This is a genomic window from Cohnella sp. GCM10027633, from assembly GCF_042675445.1.
In the GTDB taxonomy this organism is placed as follows: Bacteria; Bacillota; Bacilli; order Paenibacillales; family Paenibacillaceae; genus Cohnella.
This window is the reverse complement of sequence record NZ_JBHTGV010000001.1, coordinates 115,989-138,002: the sequence shown is the minus strand read 5'-3', so window position 1 is coordinate 138,002 and position 22,014 is coordinate 115,989. Positions and strand designations below refer to the sequence as shown.

General features: G+C 58.0%; 13 protein-coding genes. 8 read left to right on the top strand and 5 right to left on the bottom strand.

Features of this window, described 5'->3' with window-relative positions; genetic code table 11:
- Window positions 1-129 precede the first annotated feature (129 nt).
- Both ACFQZG_RS00550 and ACFQZG_RS00545 read left to right on the top strand, forming a co-directional pair.
- On the top strand, window positions 130-2,496 hold the full coding sequence (locus ACFQZG_RS00550) for a helix-turn-helix domain-containing protein (RefSeq protein WP_378149086.1): 2,367 nt from the start codon (window positions 130-132) through the stop codon (window positions 2,494-2,496).
- A gap of 21 nt (window positions 2,497-2,517) precedes the next feature.
- Window positions 2,518-4,278, top strand: a complete 1,761-nt coding sequence (locus ACFQZG_RS00545) for a DUF4091 domain-containing protein (RefSeq protein WP_378149084.1) — start codon at window positions 2,518-2,520, stop codon at window positions 4,276-4,278.
- Between the two features lie 64 nt (window positions 4,279-4,342).
- Here ACFQZG_RS00545 and ACFQZG_RS00540 read toward each other — a convergent pair whose 3' ends face one another.
- Entirely contained in the window at window positions 4,343-6,085 is a 1,743-nt protein-coding gene (locus tag ACFQZG_RS00540) for a hypothetical protein (RefSeq protein WP_378149083.1), read from the bottom strand.
- A complete protein-coding gene (locus ACFQZG_RS00535; protein ID WP_378149082.1) occupies window positions 6,082-12,795 on the bottom strand; it encodes a DUF7507 domain-containing protein in 6,714 nt (2,237 codons plus the stop codon). Before ACFQZG_RS00535 ends, ACFQZG_RS00540 begins: the two co-directional genes overlap by 4 nt.
- A 440-nt stretch (window positions 12,796-13,235) precedes the next feature.
- On the opposite strand from ACFQZG_RS00535, the gene ACFQZG_RS00530 reads away from it, so the two are divergent.
- Genes ACFQZG_RS00530 through ACFQZG_RS00520 form a run of 3 tightly spaced genes read left to right on the top strand, consistent with a single transcriptional unit; the run spans window position 13,236 to window position 14,773 of the window.
- The gene (locus tag ACFQZG_RS00530; protein WP_378149080.1) at window positions 13,236-13,679 is read left to right on the top strand and encodes a tetratricopeptide repeat protein; all 444 of its coding nucleotides are present in this window, start codon (window positions 13,236-13,238) and stop codon (window positions 13,677-13,679) included.
- Window positions 13,680-13,696: 17 nt separating this feature from the next.
- The gene (locus ACFQZG_RS00525; RefSeq protein ID WP_378149078.1) at window positions 13,697-14,455 is read left to right on the top strand and encodes a hypothetical protein; all 759 of its coding nucleotides are present in this window, start codon (window positions 13,697-13,699) and stop codon (window positions 14,453-14,455) included.
- A gap of 54 nt (window positions 14,456-14,509) precedes the next feature.
- Complete coding sequence (locus ACFQZG_RS00520) at window positions 14,510-14,773, top strand: hypothetical protein (RefSeq protein WP_378149077.1); 264 nt, start codon at window positions 14,510-14,512, stop codon at window positions 14,771-14,773.
- Window positions 14,774-14,838: 65 nt separating this feature from the next.
- Here the strand turns inward: ACFQZG_RS00520 and mtnK are convergent, their stop codons facing one another.
- A complete protein-coding gene (mtnK, locus tag ACFQZG_RS00515) occupies window positions 14,839-16,047 on the bottom strand; it encodes an S-methyl-5-thioribose kinase (protein ID WP_378149075.1) in 1,209 nt (402 codons plus the stop codon).
- A gap of 178 nt (window positions 16,048-16,225) precedes the next feature.
- On the opposite strand from mtnK, the gene ACFQZG_RS00510 reads away from it, so the two are divergent.
- The 3 genes from ACFQZG_RS00510 to ACFQZG_RS00500 are packed head-to-tail and all read left to right on the top strand — an operon-like array spanning window position 16,226 to window position 19,157.
- Window positions 16,226-17,731, top strand: coding sequence for a spore germination protein (locus tag ACFQZG_RS00510; RefSeq protein ID WP_378149073.1), 1,506 nt, complete (start codon window positions 16,226-16,228; stop codon window positions 17,729-17,731).
- A gap of 26 nt (window positions 17,732-17,757) precedes the next feature.
- A complete protein-coding gene (locus tag ACFQZG_RS00505) occupies window positions 17,758-18,930 on the top strand; it encodes a Ger(x)C family spore germination protein (protein WP_378149071.1) in 1,173 nt (390 codons plus the stop codon).
- Window positions 18,927-19,157, top strand: a complete 231-nt coding sequence (locus ACFQZG_RS00500) for a hypothetical protein (RefSeq protein ID WP_378149069.1) — start codon at window positions 18,927-18,929, stop codon at window positions 19,155-19,157. Before ACFQZG_RS00505 ends, ACFQZG_RS00500 begins: the two co-directional genes overlap by 4 nt.
- Here ACFQZG_RS00500 and ACFQZG_RS00495 read toward each other — a convergent pair whose 3' ends face one another.
- On the bottom strand, window positions 19,158-20,249 hold the full coding sequence (locus ACFQZG_RS00495; RefSeq protein WP_378149068.1) for a GerAB/ArcD/ProY family transporter: 1,092 nt from the start codon (window positions 20,247-20,249) through the stop codon (window positions 19,158-19,160). It abuts the gene before it with no gap.
- 107 nt (window positions 20,250-20,356) lie between these two features.
- A complete protein-coding gene (locus tag ACFQZG_RS00490) occupies window positions 20,357-21,856 on the bottom strand; it encodes a DHA2 family efflux MFS transporter permease subunit (RefSeq protein WP_378149067.1) in 1,500 nt (499 codons plus the stop codon).
- Window positions 21,857-22,014: the final 158 nt, after the last annotated feature.

Sequence of the window (22,014 nt, the reverse complement as noted above, 5' to 3'; positions counted from 1 at the left end):
TTGCTTCGTCGCAAGAATAGAGAAAAGTGCATTTCTTGCACTTTTTTTTATTATCGAATCTTGCTATGTTAGCTTACAGGACCTGATCTATATCGAATCCGGTCGCCGTCAACGGAAAGTGGGGGCGTTATGAATAAATACCTTCGCAAGTATAGGGAACGCAAGTACCTTGTCCGCATCATGCTCTCTATTAACCTGTTGATCGTGGCCGTCATGCTGGCTTCGCTGGTGACGGCTTATTGGAATTCGAAGAGAATCAGCCTCGCCTCCCAGCGGGAAGCCAACGAGAAAGTACTCTCCCAGATTAACTACAATATCAGCTACATGAACGAAACGGTCAAAAACTTCGCGATCTCTCTTTTCTACGACAACAACATGGCCCATCTCCTGTTCAGCAGGGAAGAAGACCGGTTCGAAGACACGTCGCGCATCAACAAGCTGAACAAGACGATCGCCTATAACTCGTATATCCATTCGATCGTGTTCTATAACAGCAAGAGGCAGCAATACTTCACCGGAGGAGACCCCGACATCTCCGAGGAAGGCAGCAATCTGATGCCTCTCATGAAAGACTATCTGGAAGGCAAGCATCCCATCTATAAAATGCAGCTGATGCCCGTCGAATTCACGCCGGATTCGAAGCACCCGGAACGGAAGGAGGAGGTGTTCTCCCTGTTCCTGTACGATTCATTGGACGCCTACTCCAAATCCGAGAGCGTGCTCATCGTCAATATCCAACCGGAGTGGCTGTTCGAGAAGCTGGATATGCTGAACAGCCGATCGGACGGTTCGTCCAATCAAATCTTCATTCTCGACCAGAACAGGGAGATCTATCGACCGTCCGGGGAGGAGAGCGGCGAGCTAATGGGCATCCGGAACGAGGTCTATCGGCAGTTGGATTCGTCTCATCGCGACGTGGCGCAGTTCACGCACCCGTACCGGGACGACAAGCAGATCGTCAATTACATGGTCAATCCCTCCGTCAATTGGGTAATCGTCGACGTCGAGCCTTACGCGCATGTCATGTGGGCCGTCGACGAGCTGAGGAACGTCTTCTTCACGGTGGCGATCGTCTGCTTCGTGCTCGCCGCGTTCGCTTCCTTGTTCATCGCAAGGCGACTGTATTCGCCGATCAACGGCCTGCTCGAGCAGACGCAGCGGCTGCCGGGCGCAGGCTCGGTCGCGGTCGCCGATCCGCTGCTCGCGGAGAAGGACGAACTCGGCTACATCTCGCGCATCTACAATCAAATGATCGAGCGAATCATACGGGACCGGTCTTGGCAGGAGGACAACGGGAACATCATCGAATCCTATTACCACCGCAAGCTGATTACGGCCAGCCCGTCGTTCACGTCCGAGGATTGGAACGAATGCGTAGCCCGTTCTTACTTGCGTACGGATTTGACCCGGGACAGCGTGATCGGGGTGCTCAAGATCGACCAGTACGACAAGCATAAAGCGAGATTAAGGGCGTCCGATATGCAACTGCTGCACTTCGCGATCACCAACGTCGCGCTCGAAATGCTGTCGGGGGAGCTGCGCGCGGACATCGTCAACCTGAAAGGCGAACATCTCGTCCTGCTCGTCGAGACGGGCAATCTCGGCGACGGTATCTACCCGAAGTTGGCGTCGATTCTCGCCAAGGCGCAGAAGACCGTACGGGAGTATTACGGAATCACGTTCTCCGCGTCCTTGAGCGATCGGGTTCCCGATTACGGCATGCTGACGCTCCATTACGAGCGCGCGCTCGATTATCTGATGTACAAGATGAACTTCGGCTTCGAATCGGTCATCACGCCCCAGATGGTACAACGGATCGCGGACAACGGCGAATCCCGGATTCCGCAAGCGCTGGAGAAGAAGTTGATCGAAGCGGTCCGTTCGAACAAGCGCGAGGCGGTGCTGCGGGAGCTGCACAGCATTCGCGAGGCTATGGCGGGCATGAGCTACGACGCGGTCATTCAATCGGTCCTTCACCTCGGCATCCTGATCAAAGAGACGATTCGCGAGATCAACCAGAACAAGCTGTCTCCCCATATGGTCGACTTGCGTCAGATCGACCGCCTGGCGTTCGAGAACGAGACGCTGGACGAGATCTTCGAAGCTTACGGAGCGATACTGGGCGCGTTGTCCGTCGATCAGAAGCAGCTCTCGGAGAACAAATTCCAAGTGATTCTGGATACGATCAAAGAAGTCGTTCAGGCCAACTTCTCGAATCCGTCCCTGAGCTTGCAGGAAATCGCCGATCTGTTGAAGATGTCGCCGGTTTACGTGGGAAGAATTTTCAAGAAGTACGAGACGATCTCGGTCGCCGACTATATTAACGAAGTACGAATGCTGAACGCGGTCGTTCTGCTGGAGAACGATAGGTTACAGGTGTATGAAATCTCGGAGATGGTGGGCTTCACTTCGCAAAGCTATTTCTTCAAATTGTTCAAGAAACGATTCGGTACGACTCCTAAGGATTACCGGATCAAGAAATCGCTCGGATCGTAACGCAACGAGGAGGAATCCGGCATGACGATAGCGCTCGGGCTCGCGCATGAGAGCTACAAATACGTATTCGGCGTAAGAAATAAGTTCGCGACGCCATTCGAAGAAGACCGCGCGATCTCGCTCGTCTGCGCCCGCGGCGATCGGACGGCGGCGCAATTGTTGATCCACGCGGAAGAGGAGCTGCTCGTCTGCGTCGGCGAGGAAGCCGCGTTCGACGAACGGGGGCCGATCGAGGTGCTGCGCGTGCGCGCGGAGGTGCCGGGTCTGACGCACGGCGGCGTCTCCGCCAGTCTGGTCGGGCTCGTGGAGGACGACGACAGGCAATTGAAGTCCGACATCGTGCTGCGGCAGTCCGCGATCCGCGTGGAGAAGCGTAGGGTGCAGCAGGTGTGGATCGAGGTGGAGATCGGCGCGGACGCGAAGCCCGGCGTCTACCGGCCTCGGATCACCGTGTACCGGCACCGGATGTTCGAAGACGAGACCGTCGTTCGCACGCTCAGCTTCGAGGTGAAGGTGCTCGATCTAACGCTTGCGCAGCCTTCCGATTATTCGTTCTACCTCGATCTCTGGCAACATAATGCCAATCTTGCGCGCAAATACGACGTTCCGCTCTGGGGCGACGACCATTTCGCGATTCTAGACGCTTATCTTCCTTCGCTGGCGGCGTTAGGGCAGAAGGCGATCACGCTCGTCGTCTCCGAAATTCCGTGGTCCGGTCAAGCATCCTGCTACGATCGCATCGACCCGGCGAACTTGTTCGAATACAGCATCGTGATGGTGACCAGGCGGACGGACGGACAATGGACGTACGACATGAGCGCGCTGGACCGGTACGTGGAACTGTGCATGAGACACGGCATCCGGGAGGAGATCGAGGTATTCGGCTTGCTCAACGTCTGGGTGCTGGAGGACGCGGGCTACGGCGGCGTTATCGACGATCATGAAGATGCGGTTCGGATCCGCTATTACGACGAAGGCAGCCGGTCGTACCGTTACGTACGGGAGAAGCGGCATCTCGAAGCGTACGTCGCCGCGCTGGAGCGACATTGGACAGAGAAGGGCTGGATCGATAAAGTTCGCGTTCTGGCGGACGAGCCGGCCGACTTGCCGGCGTTCCGGAAGCGACTGTCGGCGCTGCGGGCGATGGCACCGTCTTTCCGTTACAAGGTGGCGATCAATCACGCGGAATTCATGGCCGAAGAAGGACTCGAAGACCATGTGCCGATTCTGGACTGCGCGGCGGCCGAGCATGAACGGATTCACGAATTGAAGGCGGGCAAGACGGGGCGCACGCTCTTCTATGTCGCCTGCGACGTCCATACGCCGAATACGTTCATCCGTTCGCACCTGCTGGAAGCCCGGGCGATTCCTTGGCTGGTCTGGCATCTGAAGCTGGACGGCTTCCTCCGATGGAACTACACGGCATGGCCGAACGACCCGCTCGGCAAGATCGTCTATCACTGTCCGTTCTTCCCGGCGGGAGATACGAACTTCGTCTATCCGGGGCGCGACGGCAGACCTTTGCTCAGTCTGCGGTACAAGCTGCTTCAGAAGGGGATCCGAGATTACGAGATTCTCGCCCGGTACGTCCGTGAAGGCGGCCGCAGGGAAAAGGCGGACGAGTTGCTGCGGCGAGTGTTGCTCTGGCAGGATCCGAAGGAGCTTCACCGGGATGCGCGCAGACAGACGCAGGAGCTGATCTCGCTGAACGACGAAGATTACGACGGGATAATCGCGGAGCTGCTGGAAGAGCTGGCTTCGATGAAAGACCGGACGATGTAGCTTGCGGACGGGCGTAATCGCATATCGGTAACTATAAAAGAAGACCGCCGAATGGCGGTCTTCTTCATTCCGAATCGTCCTCGATCGGAATGAGGAGTTCATTCGAACGGCTCGTGCCGACGTATCTCGTCCCCCCATACGTTAGGTAATAATTCGCGATGTACCGCGTCGTCACGTAATCGCTATCATCGGCATCGTCCGCAGACCGATTCAGGGCAAGCGTCTTCGCGGTCTCTAACATTTCCGCGCTCGCTGCCGACCGATATACGGCATACGTCACCCTCACGCTGCCGCCGGTCTGCACAAGACCAAGCTCCAACCCGGATTCGAGCGGGAAGTCGGGTACGCGCCGACCGTCGATCTTAACATCATGAATATGAAAGCCGAGCGGATAGGGGCTGCGAAGCAAGTTCGCGAATACCGATGCGTTCCCGTTGTTCTTGACAATCGCGGCGTAATCCACCGATTCCTTCAGACCGAACTCCATCGGATGGGCGGAAGCCGTGACGGTCAGCCGCAACGCCAATAGATCCGTATGGACGGTATTGGATCGCACTTGCTGCGAGATTGCTCTTCCGTCCGTCAGCCGGCACGTATAGATGAATCTTACGCTGTTCTCGATCGGCCGAGGATCGACCGGCACGGCTGGTTGATCGATGGTGACGCGATAGGCGACGACGGCGCGCGATTGCGCCAGCAAGGTGCCCAGCGGGAGACCTTCGGCGAGCGAGAAGCCTAGACGAGGGACTCCGTCTACGACGACGCTGCCGGATACGAACGTAGTCCCCGCCGGTATGAGCTCCGTCAATACGCCGTCCAACGCGAACTTGCTGTCGTTGGAGACGATCGCTTCGTAGGTTAACGTCTGCCCGGTCTGCGCATGGGGCCGATCGACGGACAACTGCACCGACACGGTCGGTTTGACGATTATAACCGGGCTGACGTTCGTAAGCAGATGAAGCGATTCTCCGCCGGCTCGATAGTCGATCAGACTCTGGAAATCCGCTGTATCGTATTCCGGATCCGCCGCGTCCAAGTATACGCCGACCCGAACGGACATCGTCTCTCCCGGTCGAAGCGCGGAGACGGGAGCTCCTTGATCGGGCACGATCCAAGGCGCGAGTACCCCGTTCAAGGCGACGCTGCGAGAGACGAAGCGGAAATCCTCGGGCAATCGAAAATGGACGAGCAGCTGGGTTAGCGTCAACTGTCCTTCGTTCCTCAGCGTGATCTCGTAGGCGAGAATATCGCCGACGAACGTCACCGGCGAACTCAGTTGACCGTGAGCGAACAATTGATACGGAACGGCTTCGAGCGTCGCCGTATTGGACGTCGCTTCATCCGTTACGACTCGGCCGCCATATGTCGTGAAACGATACGACAACAGCGCCTCGCATTCGAATACGTAGGATGCCGGAATGGATACCATCATCGTTTGGAAGACGATTCGTATCACGGAACCTACCGGCACCTGACCGAGCGGAATGCCGACCGACGGCGTAGCGCCCGGCATTGACGCGCCGTCTCTTAAGACGCTATTCGGGATGAACGACAAGCCTTCGGGCAACGCGACGAATACGGTAGCGAACGCGCCTAAATTACCCGAATTGCGAATCGTGACGGTAAACATCGCGATTTGTCCGCGAACGAGCCGCTCGGGGGCCGCCTCCAGACGAATCGTAAAGAGAGGCCCGACTAGCGGCGTCTGTACGGTGTTGGAATAAGCGACGCTTTCCAAGGAACCGCTGCTGAACCGGACGAGCGTCTGGTTCAGCAGCATAAAGTCATGAGAACCGTCAGGCGTCATATCGTGACCACCAACACCCGGAACTTAACGACGGAAGTCGCTCCTGCCGGGAGGGTGCCGACGAGGATGCCCGTATTCGGATTGGCTGCCGGTCTCGAATTGCCGTCTACCGTCACGCTGCCGTCGACGAACACGGTGCCGACGGGAACGGGGTCGACCAGTACGACGTTGGTCACGGAGCTGATGCCGTTATTCGTCACGTTGATCGTATACGTGATCTCGTCGCCCACGACGGCGTCGATCGCGTCCGTGCTCTTCACGACGGAGACGTCCGGCGAAGAGACGGGGATCGACAGGGTGTTCGAGTCGACCGTTCCCGTTAACGGCCGGCCGTCCGGCGCCGTGTAATCGTATACGCCATGCGCTTGGTTAACGAGTTGCTGCGACGGCGGGAGCGTCTGGATGACGACTTCGTAGGACACGGTAACGATGACGGTATCGCCGGGGTTAACGACTCCGACGTCTATGCCTGCGGACGGATTGGCGCCGGGCACGGGCATTCCGTCTACCAGCACGCTGTTAGGGACGAAGGCGCCGCCTGCAGGGGTCGGATCGGTAATCGTCACGTCCGCCGGAAGATTGCCCGTATTCGTCACGTGCAACTCGTAGGTCACCGTTTCGCCGACCGTCGCATTGTTCGTGTTGGCCGTCTTCTGAATCGCGATAATCGGCTGATAGACGAGCACGACGGCCGTATTCGAGAGCGTCGTGCCGGAGAAGGCGCCGGAGGTGAAGCTCGCGCTCGCTTGATTCGCGAATTGATAAGACGGCGGCAAGCTCGACGCGAGCAAGCGGAATCCGACCGGGACCGTCAAGCCGGCGCCGATCGATCCGAGAGAGATGCCGGCGATCGGCGAAGAACCCGGACTCGGCATGCCATCGATCGTTACGCTGCCGGCGACGAAGGAAGAGCCCGGCGGCAGCGTATCCGCGACGACGACGTTGTTGACTTGATCGATTCCATTATTCGTCACGTTGACCGTGTACTGGATCGTGTCGCCGACGACCGCCGTCGACACATCGGCCGTCTTGACCAACGTGAGGTTGGGCGACGATACCGGGATCGTCAACACGTTCGAGACGAACGAACCGTTCAACGTGCGCGAGTCGGGCAACGTGTATGAATAAGTGGCGGAAGCTTGGTTGTTCAACAGTTGGCCCGGCGGCAGCGATACGATGACGACGGAGAAGGAGACGGTCGCCTGCGCGGCGACGTTGCTGATCGGGATGCCGGTGGACGGATCGGCGCCAGGAACGAGCGAACCGTTGACGACGACGCTGTTAGGCAAGAAGCTGGTACCTGCCGGAATGGTGTCCGTCAACACGACGTTCGCGCCGTAGTTGCCGCTATTCGTAATCGTAACGGTGTAAGCTACCGTGTCGCCGACCGTCGCCTGCGTTCTGCTCGCGGTCTTCACCGCCTGGAAGATCGGCACGTAGACCGGGGTGTTGACCGTGTTCGAGAATGCCACGCCGGAGAACGCGCCCGAGGTGAACGTAACCGACGACTGGTTGGACAGCTGCGCCGTCGCGGGCAACGACGTTACGGTAACGGTGAAATCGATCGTCGTCGAAGAGCCCGGCGAGAGGGAATCGATCAACACGCCCGTCGCGGGATTCGCGCCGAGTCTCGGCGTGCCGTCTACCTTTACGGAGCCGGCGTTGAACGATGACCCGGGCGGAATCGGGTCGGTGAACAGAATATTCGTAATCGTCGAGATGCCGGTATTCGTAACCGTCGTCGAATAGAGGACTTCGTCTCCGATCGATACGGCGGTAGACTGCGTGCTCTTCACGATGGCGGCGTTAGGCGCCGAGACCGGGAAGGAGACGATGTTGGACAGGACGGTTCTGTTGAAGCCGCGCCCGTCCGGCAACGTATAGACGACCGCGGCCGTCGCTTGGTTGACCAGTTGCTGCGGAGAAGGCAGCGTATCGATGACGACGGAGAACATGACGTACGCCGTCGTCCCTGCATCGACGGGACCTACGGGAATACCGGAGACGGGATCGGCGCCGGGTAGCAGCGTTCCGTTGACCAATACGCTGTTCGGGACGAACGAGGTTCCCGCGGGTATGTTATCCGTTAACGTCGCGCTGGCAGGGTAATTGCCGCTGTTCGCGACCGCAAGCGTGTACGTGACCGTCTGTCCGACGGTCGCGTTCTGGGTGCTGGAGCTCTTCGCGACCTGGATGACCGGATTGTAGACCGGCGTGGAGGTCGTATTGGAGAACGCCGTTCCGGAGAAGGCTCCGGAAGTGAACGTAACCGAGCCCGTATTGAACAAGGTAGGCGGGATAGGAACCGCGTTGACAAGGTTGCTGAATCCGACCGTAACGCTGCCTCCGGGCGGAATCGGACTTAGCGAGATGCCTCCGATCGGGCTTTCGCCCGGCGCGGACACCCCGTTGATCGTAACCGAGCCCGGAATGAAGGAGGTCCCCGCCGGTGCGGGGTCAGTGAAATGCACGTTGTTGATCGTCTCGATGCCGCTATTCGTGATCACGGTCTGATAGACGATCGCGTCTCCGACCGTTACGGCGGTGAACATTGTACTCTTAACGACGTTAACGTTCGGCGCGGATACCGGGAAGCTGACCGTATTCGACGTCGCGGAACCGGAGAGCAACCGTCCGTCCGGCGGCGTGAACGCATACGCTGCCGTACCCACGTTGGATATGATCTGGGGCGACGGCAACGAGGTAATGACGACCGCGAACGTAACGGTGGCCGTCGTGCCCGGATCGACGTTGCCGATGTTAATGCCGGTAACCGGGGACACGCCAGGGAACGGAAACCCGTTCACGATGACGCTGTTGTCCGCGAACGCCGTTCCCGCCGGAATCGTATCCGTAACCGTGACCGCCGCGGTTAGATTGCCTGTATTGGCGACCGCCAGCTTATAGATGACCGTATCGCCCAATGTGGCGTTGGACGTGTTCGCGCTCTTGACGACGGAGATCTGCGGCTGCGTCACCGGCGTTACGGTCGTATTCGAATTCGCCGTCGCCGAGAAGCTGCCCGACGTGAAGCTGGCGGTCGATTGGTTCGTAATCTGCGATGGGATGGCCATCGTTATCATCACCCCGAATGCTACGGTCGCTGAGGCTCCTGGCGTCAGCGTACCGAGTGGTATGCCGGCGACGGGCGACGCCGCCGGTTGGTTCGAGCCTTGCACGTACACGCTGCCCGCGACGAATTCGGCGTTGGACTGGAGCGGATCCCGAAGAATCAGGTTATTGACGTTCGACAAGCCGTTATTCGTCAGGACGACCACATACGTCAAGATGTCTCCCGTTACGGCATCGATCCGATCGACGGTCTTCGTCATGGAGACGTTCGGAAGGGCGACCTGGACGATGAACGTATTCGACTGGGCGGACTTATCGATGACGCGGCCGTTCGGCAACGTGAATTGGTACGCGGCAGAGGCTTGATTCGTCAGTTGCCTGCCGGAAGGGTACGACACGATATCCATGACATAGCTTACGGTAGCGCTTCCGCCGGCAGGAATGACGCCGACGGGTATGCCGGTCACGGGATCGACACCGGGCGTCGGCGTTCCGTTGATCAGAACGCTGTTCACGACGAACGCGCTGCCTTCCGGAATCGGATCCGTCAGCGTGACGGTCGCGTCGGCGTTGCCCGTATTCGTCAGGGTGAACCAATAGGAGAACGAATCGCCGACCGTCGCGTTCGCCGTGCTCGCCGTCTTGGCGACGGACACGACCGAGTCCGAGACGGGCGTCGCGACCGTATTGGATGTCGACGTTCCCGTGAACGCACCCGAGGTGAACCCGACGCTCGCGGCGTTGCTGATCGTTCCGGCGGACGGCAGCGAGACGATGCGCAGCTGGAACGTTACGTTCGCCGTCGCGGCGGGGTTCAGCGTTCCGAGAGCAATGCCCGCATTCGGATTCGCCAGCGGAGCGGAAGAACCGTTAATGACGACGCTGCCGCTCACGAAGCTCGTTCCCGCCGGCAGCGGGTCGGACAGGACGACGTTCGTAATCGGAGCAATGCCGTTATTCGTGGCCAACACGGTGTAGGTCAGCAGCTCGCCTACGGCGACGGCCGTATCGCTTGCCGATTTGCTGACGGCGACGTTCGGCGAAGATGCGGCGATCGTAACCGTATTCGAGCTGCCGGAACCCGCAAGCCCTCTGCCGCTAGGCAGCGTATACGAGTAAGCCGCGTTGGCTTGATCGACGAGCGTCGGCGGAGACGGCAGCGTATTCAGCAGCGTCTGGAACGTAACCGTCGCTTGCGCGTTCGGTATCAGGCTGCCGACGGCTATTCCGGTCAGTGGAGACGATGCCGGACTGGAGACGCCGTTAATCGTCACCGAACCCGCCACGAAGCCGGAGCCGGCCGGGACGTTATCGGTCAGCGTGACGAGCGCGGCGATATTGCCCGTATTGCGCGCGACGATCGTATACGTAATCGTGTCGCCCACGGTCGCCGCGGCGGAGCTCGCCGACTTCGTCAGACCGATGACGGGCTGGTAGACCGGCGTCGTCGTCACGTTGGATGCCGTCGTGCCCGAGAACGTTCCGATCGAATAGGATACGTTCGACTGATTGAGCAACTGGAAGCTAGCCGGTAACGAGCTGACGAGCGCTTGCAGCGTCACGGCGACGGACGTACCCGCATTGATCGTTCCGACGGGTATACCCGTACCTGGATTAGCGGTCGCATTCGGCGTCCCGCCCACGACGACGCTGCCGGGCACGAACGTCGTACCCGCCGGAAGCACGTCGGTTAACGTCACGTTCGTCACGGCTTCCGACCCGTTATTCGTCACGACGGAGCTATAGGTCAGCGTTTCGCCGACCGCGACGTCCGCGAAGTTGACCGACTTGACCGCCGTTACGTTGGGAAGCGACACGGGCAGCGTTAACGTATTCGAAGAAGCGGAGCCGGATATCGTACGGCCGTCCGGCGGCACGAACGTATACGTCGAAGTGCCTTGGTCGACGAATTGCGGCGGAGTGGGGAGGGAATTCACCTGCACGTCGAACGTAACGATCGACGTCGCCCCGGCGGCGACGTTGCCGATCGGCACGCCCGCGACCGGATTCGCTCCGGCAACGACGTTGCCGTTCACGCGGAAGCTGCCCGGGATGAAAGTGCTTCCTGCCGGGATATTGTCCGCGACCGTCATGTTCGCGCCGATATTGCCCGTATTCGACACCGACAACGTATACGTAACCGTGCTGCCGACGGTCGCCGTCGTTCGATTCGCGCTCTTCGCAATCCCGATAATCGGCGAATAGACGGGCGTGCTGACCGTATTGGACGGAATAACGCCGCTTATGATCGATCCGCCCGCAACGCTCTGGAACGTGAAGGCCGCGTTCGCCATATTCGGCAGAATCAGGCCGTTCGGCCTCGAGGATACCGTCGCCTTATAGGTGACGACGACCGAAGTGTTCAGATTGAACTGTCCGAGCGCGACGCCGGCCACGATATCGGCGGTCGGCTTCGGAACGCCCCCTACCGTCACGCTGCCGGGCACGAACGTCTCGCCCGGCGGGAGCGCGTCGGTCAATACGACGCTCGCCGCGTTCGCGGTGCCCGTATTGCTCACCGTGACCGTGTAAGTAATCGTGTCTCCGACGACAACACCGGTAACATTCGCACCTTTAACGACATTAATCGTCGGAGAATTAATATTAATCTGAATCGCGTTCGCATTGACGACGTACGCGTCGCCGGAAGTCGTCAGGATGAGCACGGCGGAAGATTGGTTGTTGATCAGTCTTGCCGAGACGTCGACGTTCGTGATGTCCCAGCCTTGGCGGCCGCCGATAATATTGGTGCCGGGGGCGCCGTTCGTCTGGTTGCGGGTACCGAACGTTCCGGTCGTATTGAGGTTTCCCGCGTCGTTGTTGATCTGGGAGGCGAAGAAATTGTTGGCGAAGTTATTCGGACCGGACAAGGCGACCGCGGTACCCGAGGTCGGTCCGAACAGCGCTTGGTCGCCCGTTCGGTTCGCATCGCCTTCCTGCGCGCTGAAGAGCGCTCTGCCCCCGAGCGCTCCGGAGATCGGCGTGGCGAAGCCCGTGATCGTCGTGGAGACGGGGGCGGACGTCGATTGAACGAGGACGGCGCCCGCCCGCAGCGACATGTTCCGGAACGGCAGGGTAGGGTTCTGATAGATGACGCCGAGCGTCCACCCCGCATGGTTGGCCGTCGGATCGCCCGGGATGACGATCGTGCCGACGACGCTGCCCGTCGTATACGCGCCGGCGCCGCCCTGCGAGATGAGCGACGTGACGTTGTTGGAGCGCGTGTAGGCGAACGCGCCGCTCCCTAAGTTGACCTGATTGCTCGTGGCGGCGTCTGGGCTTACGTTGAAAGTGCCGGCCGGAGTCGTGAAGATAACCGGGTTGTTGATGAACGCGCTCAGATCGACGGTACCGTTAATATACGTGCCGCCCCAGATGAGTTCTGCGTAGAGAATCGTACTGCCCGCAGGCAGCGTCAATATCGCAGAGGCGCTGTTGCTTGTATACGAACTTGTCGTGCCCGCCGGGTAAGAACCGTAAACGGAAGCCGTGTTCGTCGTAGCGAAACCGCCGATACTATCCTCGGTACCCGGTACACCCGCCGTACCCGAGCGGCTCAAGCCAAGCGTATTGCCCGTGAAGGTAATCGCTCCGGTCGCATTGAACGTCGCTCGCGTGATAAGCGGAATCGGACTCACCTCCCGGAAGTAGAGATCGCGAACTTGAAGAGCAAAAGCGGGATATCGCTCACGGATTCATCCTATGAACGACGAAAGAAGAATATTTGAGTTCGTCGCGTAAAGTCGCGCTTCGCGCGTTTTTGGCGGCGCTATTGCTTCGAATTCGCGCAATGCGAGAATCTCCCTATTAAATTCGCGCGAAGAAGAATGTACATTTTATCGGAAAAGGGCATTTCATCCAACCGCGAAATGGGGATCGCACATATCGTAACAAGGAAGATCGGACGTGCAAGGAGGGGAATGTCCGCGTTGCCGTACGGGTTGGACAAGGCTGCTGCTTGGACAACGGATTCGTTATGTGGAGGTCGTTGGAGATGTCGGTTCGGAACAACCGTAAGAAACAATTCGAGGAAGCCGTAGCACTCCATAATAAAGGAGTGGACGGAGACAAAAGGGCGGTGATCAAAGCGAACGAGATGCTCTCGAAGCTTCGCGGGGACGAGCCCGACGATGCCCAAATCGAAGCCTATTACGGGAGTACTCTCGTTCTGTTAGGCCGGGATGCCACTAGAGTTCTCGATAGAGTGGATAAAGCGGAAGAGGGACTGGAAGCGTTGAATCGCGCCGTGGCTTTGGACCCGAACCATAAAGTCGTTCGTTTTTTGCGCGGGAGCATTTGCCTGAGGCTTCCGGAGTCGTTCTTCCAATGTTCGACGACGGCGATCGAGGACTTCCTCTTCTTGCTGGAACGCTATGAAGGGAATTCCGGTTACCTCACTTCGAAGCAGGCGCGCGAAGCCATGCGAAACCTGAGCGAAGCTTACCGAAATGCCGGCTCGCCCGACCAAGCCGATATCGCGATACAGAAACTCGTCTTATGGGAGCAAGACAAAAACAAATAAACAGAGGAGGAGGACCTTTGACATTCGAAGAGAGACTCGACAGGATTAAAGCTCTATATAAGGAAGGCGGACAAGGGAATACCGCCGCCGTTCAGGAAGCGTACCGGCTATCGGAACAGCTGGGACTCGATTATCCGAATAACCCTCTCGCTGAAGCTTACCATGGCAGTATCGTCATCTTGATCGCCCGGGATAAAAAAAGTCCGCTCGATCAGCTGAAATGGGCGAAAACCGGCTTAAAACTTCTCGACAACGCGGTAGCGGCCGCTCCGCACGACAGCAGAGTCCGGTATCTCCGCGGCAGGTCCGCCAATAAATTGCCGGAGAAGCACTTCCAACGCACGAGAACGGTCATCGAAGATTACACCTACCTGATCAACCAAGAATTACGTCAAGAAGGCCATATCCGGACGATGGGCATGGGCGTCGACTACCCGAATATCGCTTACGAGCTCGGCGAGGCGAACGGCAGAATCGGCCGGAACGAGGAAGCCGCCGGGTGGTGGTCCAAGCTGGAGCAGCAAACTCAGGATCCGCAGCTAAGGGAACTGCTTAAGCAAAAGCTGCAATCCTTGGCCGGCAAGCCCGCTATCGAACATATTCGTGCCAACGACAGCACCGCTTCGATCATGATCGGGAATACGGCCGAAGCCGTAGGCATCGCGCTCCTCAAATGGTTCGATAAAAAGACTTCCGATAAAAAGCTTTCCAAGAAAGCACGGAAGGTTAACGATAAAGCTCGACGTAACCGCGGCAAGACAAAGAAACGAAGCTAAAAACGATCATCCCCTTACCCGTGCAATCGGCAAGATCGGAAGGAGGTGAAGTATATGGCAAAAGCAATCAAAAGGGTTCGCAAGAACGTAAAGAAAGAAATCCTTATTCTCGCCGATATGGCTCTCACATCCAGCGCCGCCAATATCGGAAGAGAACTCGTGAACTTGCGGCACGATATCGTTCTGCCGTCCGATCTGTCTCTGGAAACGGTTAAGAATGCCTTGATGAGAGGCGTCATCGCGACCGGCCAAGAGATGATGACGAAGGGATTCGAGCGTGCGGGCATCTCTGCGCAAGGGCTGCGACCGAACGGCTAAGCGTATATCTGCGCCAATTATAAGAGGCTCTCGCCGCAATCGGGCGAGAGCCTTTGCCGCTCTACCTAGCTTACTGCTTCGCTTGCGATATCCAGCGCTTCCTCGATCGAACGGGCGGAGCGGTTCCGCAGGATCAATGCCGTTCCGATCCGCAGCGCGATCCGCTGCGCACGTTCCCGGGCAACGGCGTCCTCGATGCGATCGATGTCCGCGACGTGGACGAACCCATGAACGCGGCACACGATCAGGGCGCCAGCGTAACCGATTGCGTCCTGCAGTAACCTTCCCACGTACGAATCCTGATAGCTTCGCGTCTTCGCCATTCGATCGGCGACATGACCGTTCCAGAGCTCGCGGAACCGAAGCTCGAATTGCGACCATACGTCGCGAACGGAATCCAGCAGGTAGACGCGGTATTCGGCGCGTTCCCGCGCGTCCGCGCTCCATCCCTCTTGACCCGAGTAGTTCAGCAACAGATTGGCGATAACCGTTCCGATATCGAAACCCATCGGACCGTAAAAAGCGAATTCGGAATCGATAACCTTCATCGAATCCGGCTTGATGAAGATATTGTCCGTGTGCAAGTCTCCATGCAGCAAAGCCTGCGCTCTCGTCATGTACGTCTCCCGCAGCAGCGCGACCTCGAAATGCAGCCCCGTATCCGCCCAAACGCGCTCGACCGCATCTCGGATAGGGGGCTCGAATCTATTCATTCGGGACTTCTTATAAGGAGCGTCGAAGATGAGATCCTCGCTGATATTGCAAAGTTCCGGATTGATGAATGCCTTCACTTGCCGTTTCTTCTCTTGCGGATCCATGGCCAGGTCCGAGGTGAAGAACAGCATCCGCGCCAAGTAGGATCCGATCTGCCCGCCGACTAACGGATAACGGCCTCGATCCATCAGTCCTCGTCGCAAAATAACGTGATCGCTCAAATCCTCCATGATCAACAGCGCCAGTTCCGGATCGTACGCATAAACCGTAGGCGTCATATCGGGGCAAAGCTCGTCTTGAATACGCAAGGACTCGATTTCGATGCGCGCTCTGTCCAGCGTCAAAGGCACCGATCCGCCGACCGCCTTGACGAAAGGCAATGCCTGCTTCGCGATTACGCTTCGTCCCGACGCCGGGTCGAAGATTCGAAATACGCGGTTAAGATTACCGTCTTCTCCTATATCCCGCGACTCCAGTCGCGCTCCGACCGGGAATACCTCCTCGATATCGCTAGCATACCGGGCCGCCTCGTCGTGATTAATGATGCGATAATCGCCCAATGATGCATCCCTCCGAATTAGAATTTCAATAGACTCAATATATTCATGGCGAATCCGGATTACCTAAACGCTTGCGTAGAAAACCTGTTCGAGAGGAGCTCCATCGTAAACCCGAATCGGAATAAACGCATAAGCGCCAGGGAAAAATCAGGTATCTATCGATAAACGAGGGGATCGCATGAAACGGTTCAAGCGGGGACGACCGAGACCCGGATATCCGAGCTACGAACAAGAGGAGTCTGCCGACGCTGTCCTTAACGACTTGGTCTCGCCGCATCTGAAGAACAACGAGAGCTATCTTCGGGAAGCGTTCCGCGACTGCTCCGATATCGTATACCGGAGAATCCGTCCTGGCGCGAGGGCGGAGCTGCTCGTCGTCTTCCTATCGAGTCTCGTGGACGAAGCGATCATCGACGACCATGTACTGAGGCCGATCCTAACGCTGTCCTCGGACGAACCCATTTCGATCGACCAACGCGCGGAAGCGCTATTCACGGCAGGAAAGGTCGTACGCACGGAGAGCATGCGAGAGACGATTCGTCAATTGCTCAACGGATACGCGATCGTATTGGCCGATGCCGAACCTATCGCCATCATGGCCAAAGCGAGCGGCACGAAGCAACGCGGCCTTGAAGAGCCTTCATCCGAGCCTGTCATTCGCGGACCGCGCGACGGATTCAACGAGAATATCGCCACGAATATAGGTCTCTTGCGCAATAGGCTCCGAACGTCCAAGCTCAAAACGGAATCGTTCTCTCTTGGCGAATTGACGGATACGCAAGTGGTCATCGCTTATCTGGCAGGCGTCGCGGCCGCGCCATTGGTGGAGGAAGTCAAAGCGCGGGTGAAACGAATCGCTATCGACGGCATTCTCGATTCGGGCTACGTGGAAGAATTCATCGAAGACTTGCCGTACTCGCCGTTCCCGCAAGTGCATAGCACGGAACGGCCGGACGTCGTGGCCGCCGAGCTGCTCGAAGGGAGGGTCGCGATTCTCGTCGACAACACGCCGTTCGTCTTGGTCGTTCCGATGACGCTATGGGCGGGGCTTCAAGCGAGCGAAGATTATTACGTCCGTTGGCCGATCGCGACCTTCGTCCGTTGGATCCGGTTCCTGTTCATCTTCATCGCGATCTTCGCTCCGCCGCTGTACGTCGCCGTCACGACCTATCACCAAGAGATGATTCCGACCAATCTCGTGCTCAGCATCGCCTCGTCCAGGGAAGCCGTACCTTTTCCCGCGTTCATCGAAGCGCTGCTCATGGAGATCATCTTCGAGGCGCTGAGGGAGGCAGGCATTCGATTGCCGAAGCAGATCGGCCAGGCCGTCAGCATCGTCGGCGCGCTCGTCATCGGGCAGTCGGCCGTGGAAGCGGGGATCATCTCGGCGCCGGTCGTCATTATCGTCTCGATCACGGGGATCGCCGCGTTCACGATACCGAGGTACAGCTTCGCCAACGGCGTTCGCCTCTTGCGCTTTCCGATGCTCCTCTTGGCCGGAACGCTCGGCCTGTACGGAATCGTGCTCGGCTTCCTAGGCATACTGTTGCACCTCGCGGCGTTGCGTTCTTTCGGCGTCCCGTACTTCACTCCGATTTCCTTCCGCAGCTTGAAGGACATCCTCGTGAGATCGCCGATATGGGCGAGAACGCTTCGAACCGAGCCATCCGGGAAAGACCGGTAACGTCGTACGATGGAAAGGACCGGCCTATGAAACCGATTCTATGCTTCTGCATGCTCGGCTGTGCGATCCTGTTGAGCGGCTGCTGGGACCGAACGGAAATCAACGACTTGGCGTTCATTACGGGCTCCGCCTTCGATCGGACGAAGGAGGGCAAGTACGTCTTATCGGTACAGCTCGCGATTCCCCACGGAGAACTGGGAACCGGAGGCGGCTCGAGGGAGAAGTTCTTCGTGCTGTCCGGCACGGGGAAGAACGCGAGCGAAGCGTTCGAGATCATTCAGAAGAAGAGCTCCCGGCGGTTATTCACGGCGCATCGCAGCGTCATCTTCATCGGCGAATCGCTCGGACGGCACGGCATCGGCGACGTGCTGGACGTATTCGCCCACGATCCGAGACAGCGGCTGAAGACGTATATGATGGTCGTCAAGGGAGAAGCGGGGCAGAAGCTGTTGGAGACGAAATATCCGTTCGAACAAGTGCCCGTCGAAGCGATTAAGGAACTGGAAGGGTTGCATACCGAGATGGCGGTCACGCTAAGAGACTACTTCATTGCCGATTCCAGCCCGGGCGTCAGTCCCGTATTGGGAGCCATCGAGACGACGGAAGACGGTATGGGCGACGGAAAGTCGAAGGACGGCGAGCTATTCAAGCTCGCAGGAACGGCCGTATTCAACGGAACCCGCATCGTCGGGTTCCTGAACGGGAGCGAGACGAGCGGGTTCTTGTGGGCGACGGATCGCATGAAGAACGGGCGCGTTACCGCCGATTTGCCGGGCGGCCAAGGCAATGTCGGAATTCTGTTGCGCCGCGCGAATCGGCGCATCGTCGCAAGCGGGGAAGGAGACCAGTTGCAAGTGAACATTCGGCTCGAAGGGGTAGGCAGTCTCGTCGAGAACAACTCGCGACTAGACATAAGCAGACCGGACAATCTGGCGATCGTCCGGCAGGCGCTCGAGCGATCGGTCGCGGAGCAAGTCCGCAACGTCATGAACAAGCTTCAGAAACAATTCAAGACGGACAGCATCGGAATCGGACAGTCGATATACCGGAATCAACCGAAACGATGGAAAAAGCTGAGGGACGACTGGGACGCGATTTATGCCCATGCGAACGTCGCGGTCGAGGTCAAGCTGTCGATCGTAGGCGCCGGGATGGCCGGACCTCCGCTGCAATTGAACGAGAAGGAGATCGTCGAATGATCGTGCAGATCGGAGGATTCGTGCTCGTCGCCGCCATTTGGTCGTTCTTCAAGGTTCGTTCCCTGGCGGCCGGGCGCCAATACAAAGAAGCCGCCTTATACGGCGGCTTAATGGGAATGGCGATCGTGTTCGGATCGTTGCTCATGGCGAAGGTCGAGATGCCGAGCTTCACGTTGCCGTTCAAGCTGCTGTTCGAGCCGATCGGGCGAATGCTATTGAAGCATTGATTACGCCGTTCGTCTTCGAACCGTATCGATCGCGAGCAATAGGACCGGCAACAGCGTCTGGTTCAAGAACGCCAGGAACGGGAACGTGAATACCAAGTAGTTCAGCAGCTCCGCGCTGTTCTTGAATATCCATATCGAACCGATCACCGTCAGCATAATGATGGGCAACGTCAAGATCCGATGATTTTGAATACCGCACACTTGGCCGATAGACAGACACAGGATGAACAAGCAGACGGATACCTTAACGAAATACCCCATCACCCATATCGAAACCGCGACGGCCTCCAGACGTTCGATGGACCCCTCGATCCCGACGTATTGAATGACGCTCAAGAACGAGTAAGTCAACTTGCCGGTCAACGGACCAAGGACCAGAATGGACAGCAGGACAACGATGAACACCGTCGCCATAATGCCGGTCAGGGCGAGGAGAGAGGCCTTGCGGTCTATCTTCTGCCGATTCAAGTAGGGCAGCAGCCAGCCGAGGATGAACAACTGATTCATGAACGCCCCGGCCGGCAGCAGCGCTCCCTGCATGACCGGTTTGAAGCCGTCCCCCAATACGGGCTTGAGGAACTCGGGATTGGCGTCTTTGATCGCCAACAGGAAGATGGGCATGACGGCAACGACGAGCAGCGGCGTAAGAAACTGATTGCATCTTCCGATGACCTCGATACCCGCTGTAGCGGCCAAGGCGCATAGGATGAGCAGCGTCGTGCTGCCGACGATGGACGGGCTCCTGGGCAGAAGCAGCGTGCTGATGAACGACGTGTGCTGAAGCGTAATCGTCGATACCGAGACATACCAATAATAGATGTAATTCAGGCCCAAGCATGCGCCGAACCACTTGCCGACGATTTTTGACCCGTATTCGATAATCGTCAATCCGGGGTACCGACGCGAGAGCGTCGTCATCACCCATATGGTTACGAGTCCGGTAGAGGCCGCCGGCAGCACCGACAACCAGGCATCCTGTCCGGCGAACATCACCATCTGACCGGGCAAGGTCAAGTTGATCGTGGAGACGACGAACGTGAACAAGATCAAGCCGAGCTGGGTGCCCGATATTTTCTCGATTGCCGGTATCATCGCGAATGCTCGCTCCTTGCCCCGTTAACGATTGCCAGACATTTACTGCAGTGTTAACGGAACGAAAGGCAAATATACGCAGGCAGATCGCTCGTTAGGGGCCTCTTCTAGTGACCCATCATCATCGCGGGATCGGCTTTGTCCGCGACTTCGGACTCGGGCTGCGGTTTCGGTTTGCGAAGGATGAAGCTGAACAAGATGCCGAACAACGTCAGGCCGAACCCTAGATAGAAGGTGTCGCTATAGGCGCTGACGGCCGAGTCGAGCGGATTGCCGCTCGCGCCTGCGCTAGCCAGATGATCGTTCAACCGCGTCGTCATGAACCCCGTCAAGCCGGCGACCGCGAACGAGGTGACGACTTGTTGGGCCGCCGTCGTAAGCGGGGTCACGCGGGTTACGAGATGCCGCGGCGCCGAATTCAAGACGTGCGTGTTGAGCGACATCATCGAGAGTCCCATCCCGGAACCGATCATGAATAACGGCAGAATGATCATGATGAGCTTCGTATCGATCGCGATATTATGAAGCAGGTATAGCGCAGTCGCTACGAGCGACAGACCGACGATCGCGAGCGGGCGCGCGCCGATCTTATCGAACAGCTTGCCGCCGATCGGCATGAAGAACATCGAGCCGATCGCTTGAGGCAGCATGATGAGGCCCGTCTCGAGCGGCGAATAATGGCGGATGTCCTGCAGGAATACCGGCATCAGGATCATGGCGCCGAACAGGGCGATCTGCACGATCCATACGAGCAACGTGCCGCGCGTGAAGTCGGAGGATCGGAATACGCGGAGCTCGAGCAGCGGTTGCTTATGTCTCAGCTCCACGATAATGAACAAGAGCAGCGCGATTCCGCCCACGATCAAGGCGATCAACACGTTGTCGGTGCCCCAGCTCGTGCCGCCGCCGTCGCTCACGCGACCGCCTTCGCTTACTCCGTATGCCAACGTAGCGAACGCGATCGGCGCAAGAATCATTCCGAGGATGTCCAGGCGAGGAGGCTTGCTCGTCGCGAAGTTAGGCAGATACTTCAGGCCGACGTACATGCCGGCGATGCCGATCGGAAGATTGATCAGGAAAATCCAATGCCACGAGACGGATTCGATCAACCAGCCGGATAAGATCGGTCCGAGAGCGGGGGCCATCAGCATCGGAATGCCGAGCATGCCCATGACGGCGCCGCGTCGTTCCGGAGGAGCGAGACGGAAGATGATGGCCATGCCGATCGGCATGACCATGCCGCCGCCCAGACCTTGAATGACGCGATAAATAATAAGTTGATCGACCGTCTGTGCCGTGCCGCACAGGACGGAGCCGAGCGTGAACAGCGCGATCGTCGTCAGGAATACGCGTTTGGAACCGAATCGATCGGTCATCCATCCGGCTAGCGGGATAACGGCGGACAGCGCTAGCGTATACCCCGTGAACGTCCATTGAACCGTATTGATCGTCGCGTCGAACTCCGTCTGGAATTTCGCCAAAGCGACGTTGACGACGGTGCTGTCCAGAATGACCATGATCATGCCGACGATAACGGCCAGAAGCGGGGCGATAATGCTTCTGATCGAAAACTCGGCCGGCGATGCCGGTACTGCTTGCGATGACATAACTCAACCTTCTCTCCATGATAATCATAGGCTCCGATTCGCGCGTTCCCCAGAGCTCAATCCACCATACAAGAGTTTTATGAACTGCTTATGAACGAGAAGGACTGTTCGATGAAAAAAAACGGCGATCGTCGTCCGGTTATTAACCGAATCGCGAT

What these genes read in the sequence shown, in the direction of transcription:
- ACFQZG_RS00550 (WP_378149086.1), top strand. Translation starts at nt 130, where the DNA reads ATGAATAAATACCTTCGCAAGTATAGGGAACGCAAGTACCTTGTCCGC.
- ACFQZG_RS00545 (WP_378149084.1), top strand. Translation starts at nt 2,518, where the DNA reads ATGACGATAGCGCTCGGGCTCGCGCATGAGAGCTACAAATACGTATTC.
- ACFQZG_RS00540 (WP_378149083.1), bottom strand. Translation starts at nt 6,085, where the DNA reads ATGACGCCTGACGGTTCTCATGACTTTATGCTGCTGAACCAGACGCTC.
- ACFQZG_RS00520 (WP_378149077.1), top strand. Translation starts at nt 14,510, where the DNA reads ATGGCAAAAGCAATCAAAAGGGTTCGCAAGAACGTAAAGAAAGAAATC.
- ACFQZG_RS00510 (WP_378149073.1), top strand. Translation starts at nt 16,226, where the DNA reads ATGAAACGGTTCAAGCGGGGACGACCGAGACCCGGATATCCGAGCTAC.
- ACFQZG_RS00505 (WP_378149071.1), top strand. Translation starts at nt 17,758, where the DNA reads ATGAAACCGATTCTATGCTTCTGCATGCTCGGCTGTGCGATCCTGTTG.
- ACFQZG_RS00500 (WP_378149069.1), top strand. Translation starts at nt 18,927, where the DNA reads ATGATCGTGCAGATCGGAGGATTCGTGCTCGTCGCCGCCATTTGGTCG.
- ACFQZG_RS00495 (WP_378149068.1), bottom strand. Translation starts at nt 20,249, where the DNA reads ATGATACCGGCAATCGAGAAAATATCGGGCACCCAGCTCGGCTTGATC.
- ACFQZG_RS00490 (WP_378149067.1), bottom strand. Translation starts at nt 21,856, where the DNA reads ATGTCATCGCAAGCAGTACCGGCATCGCCGGCCGAGTTTTCGATCAGA.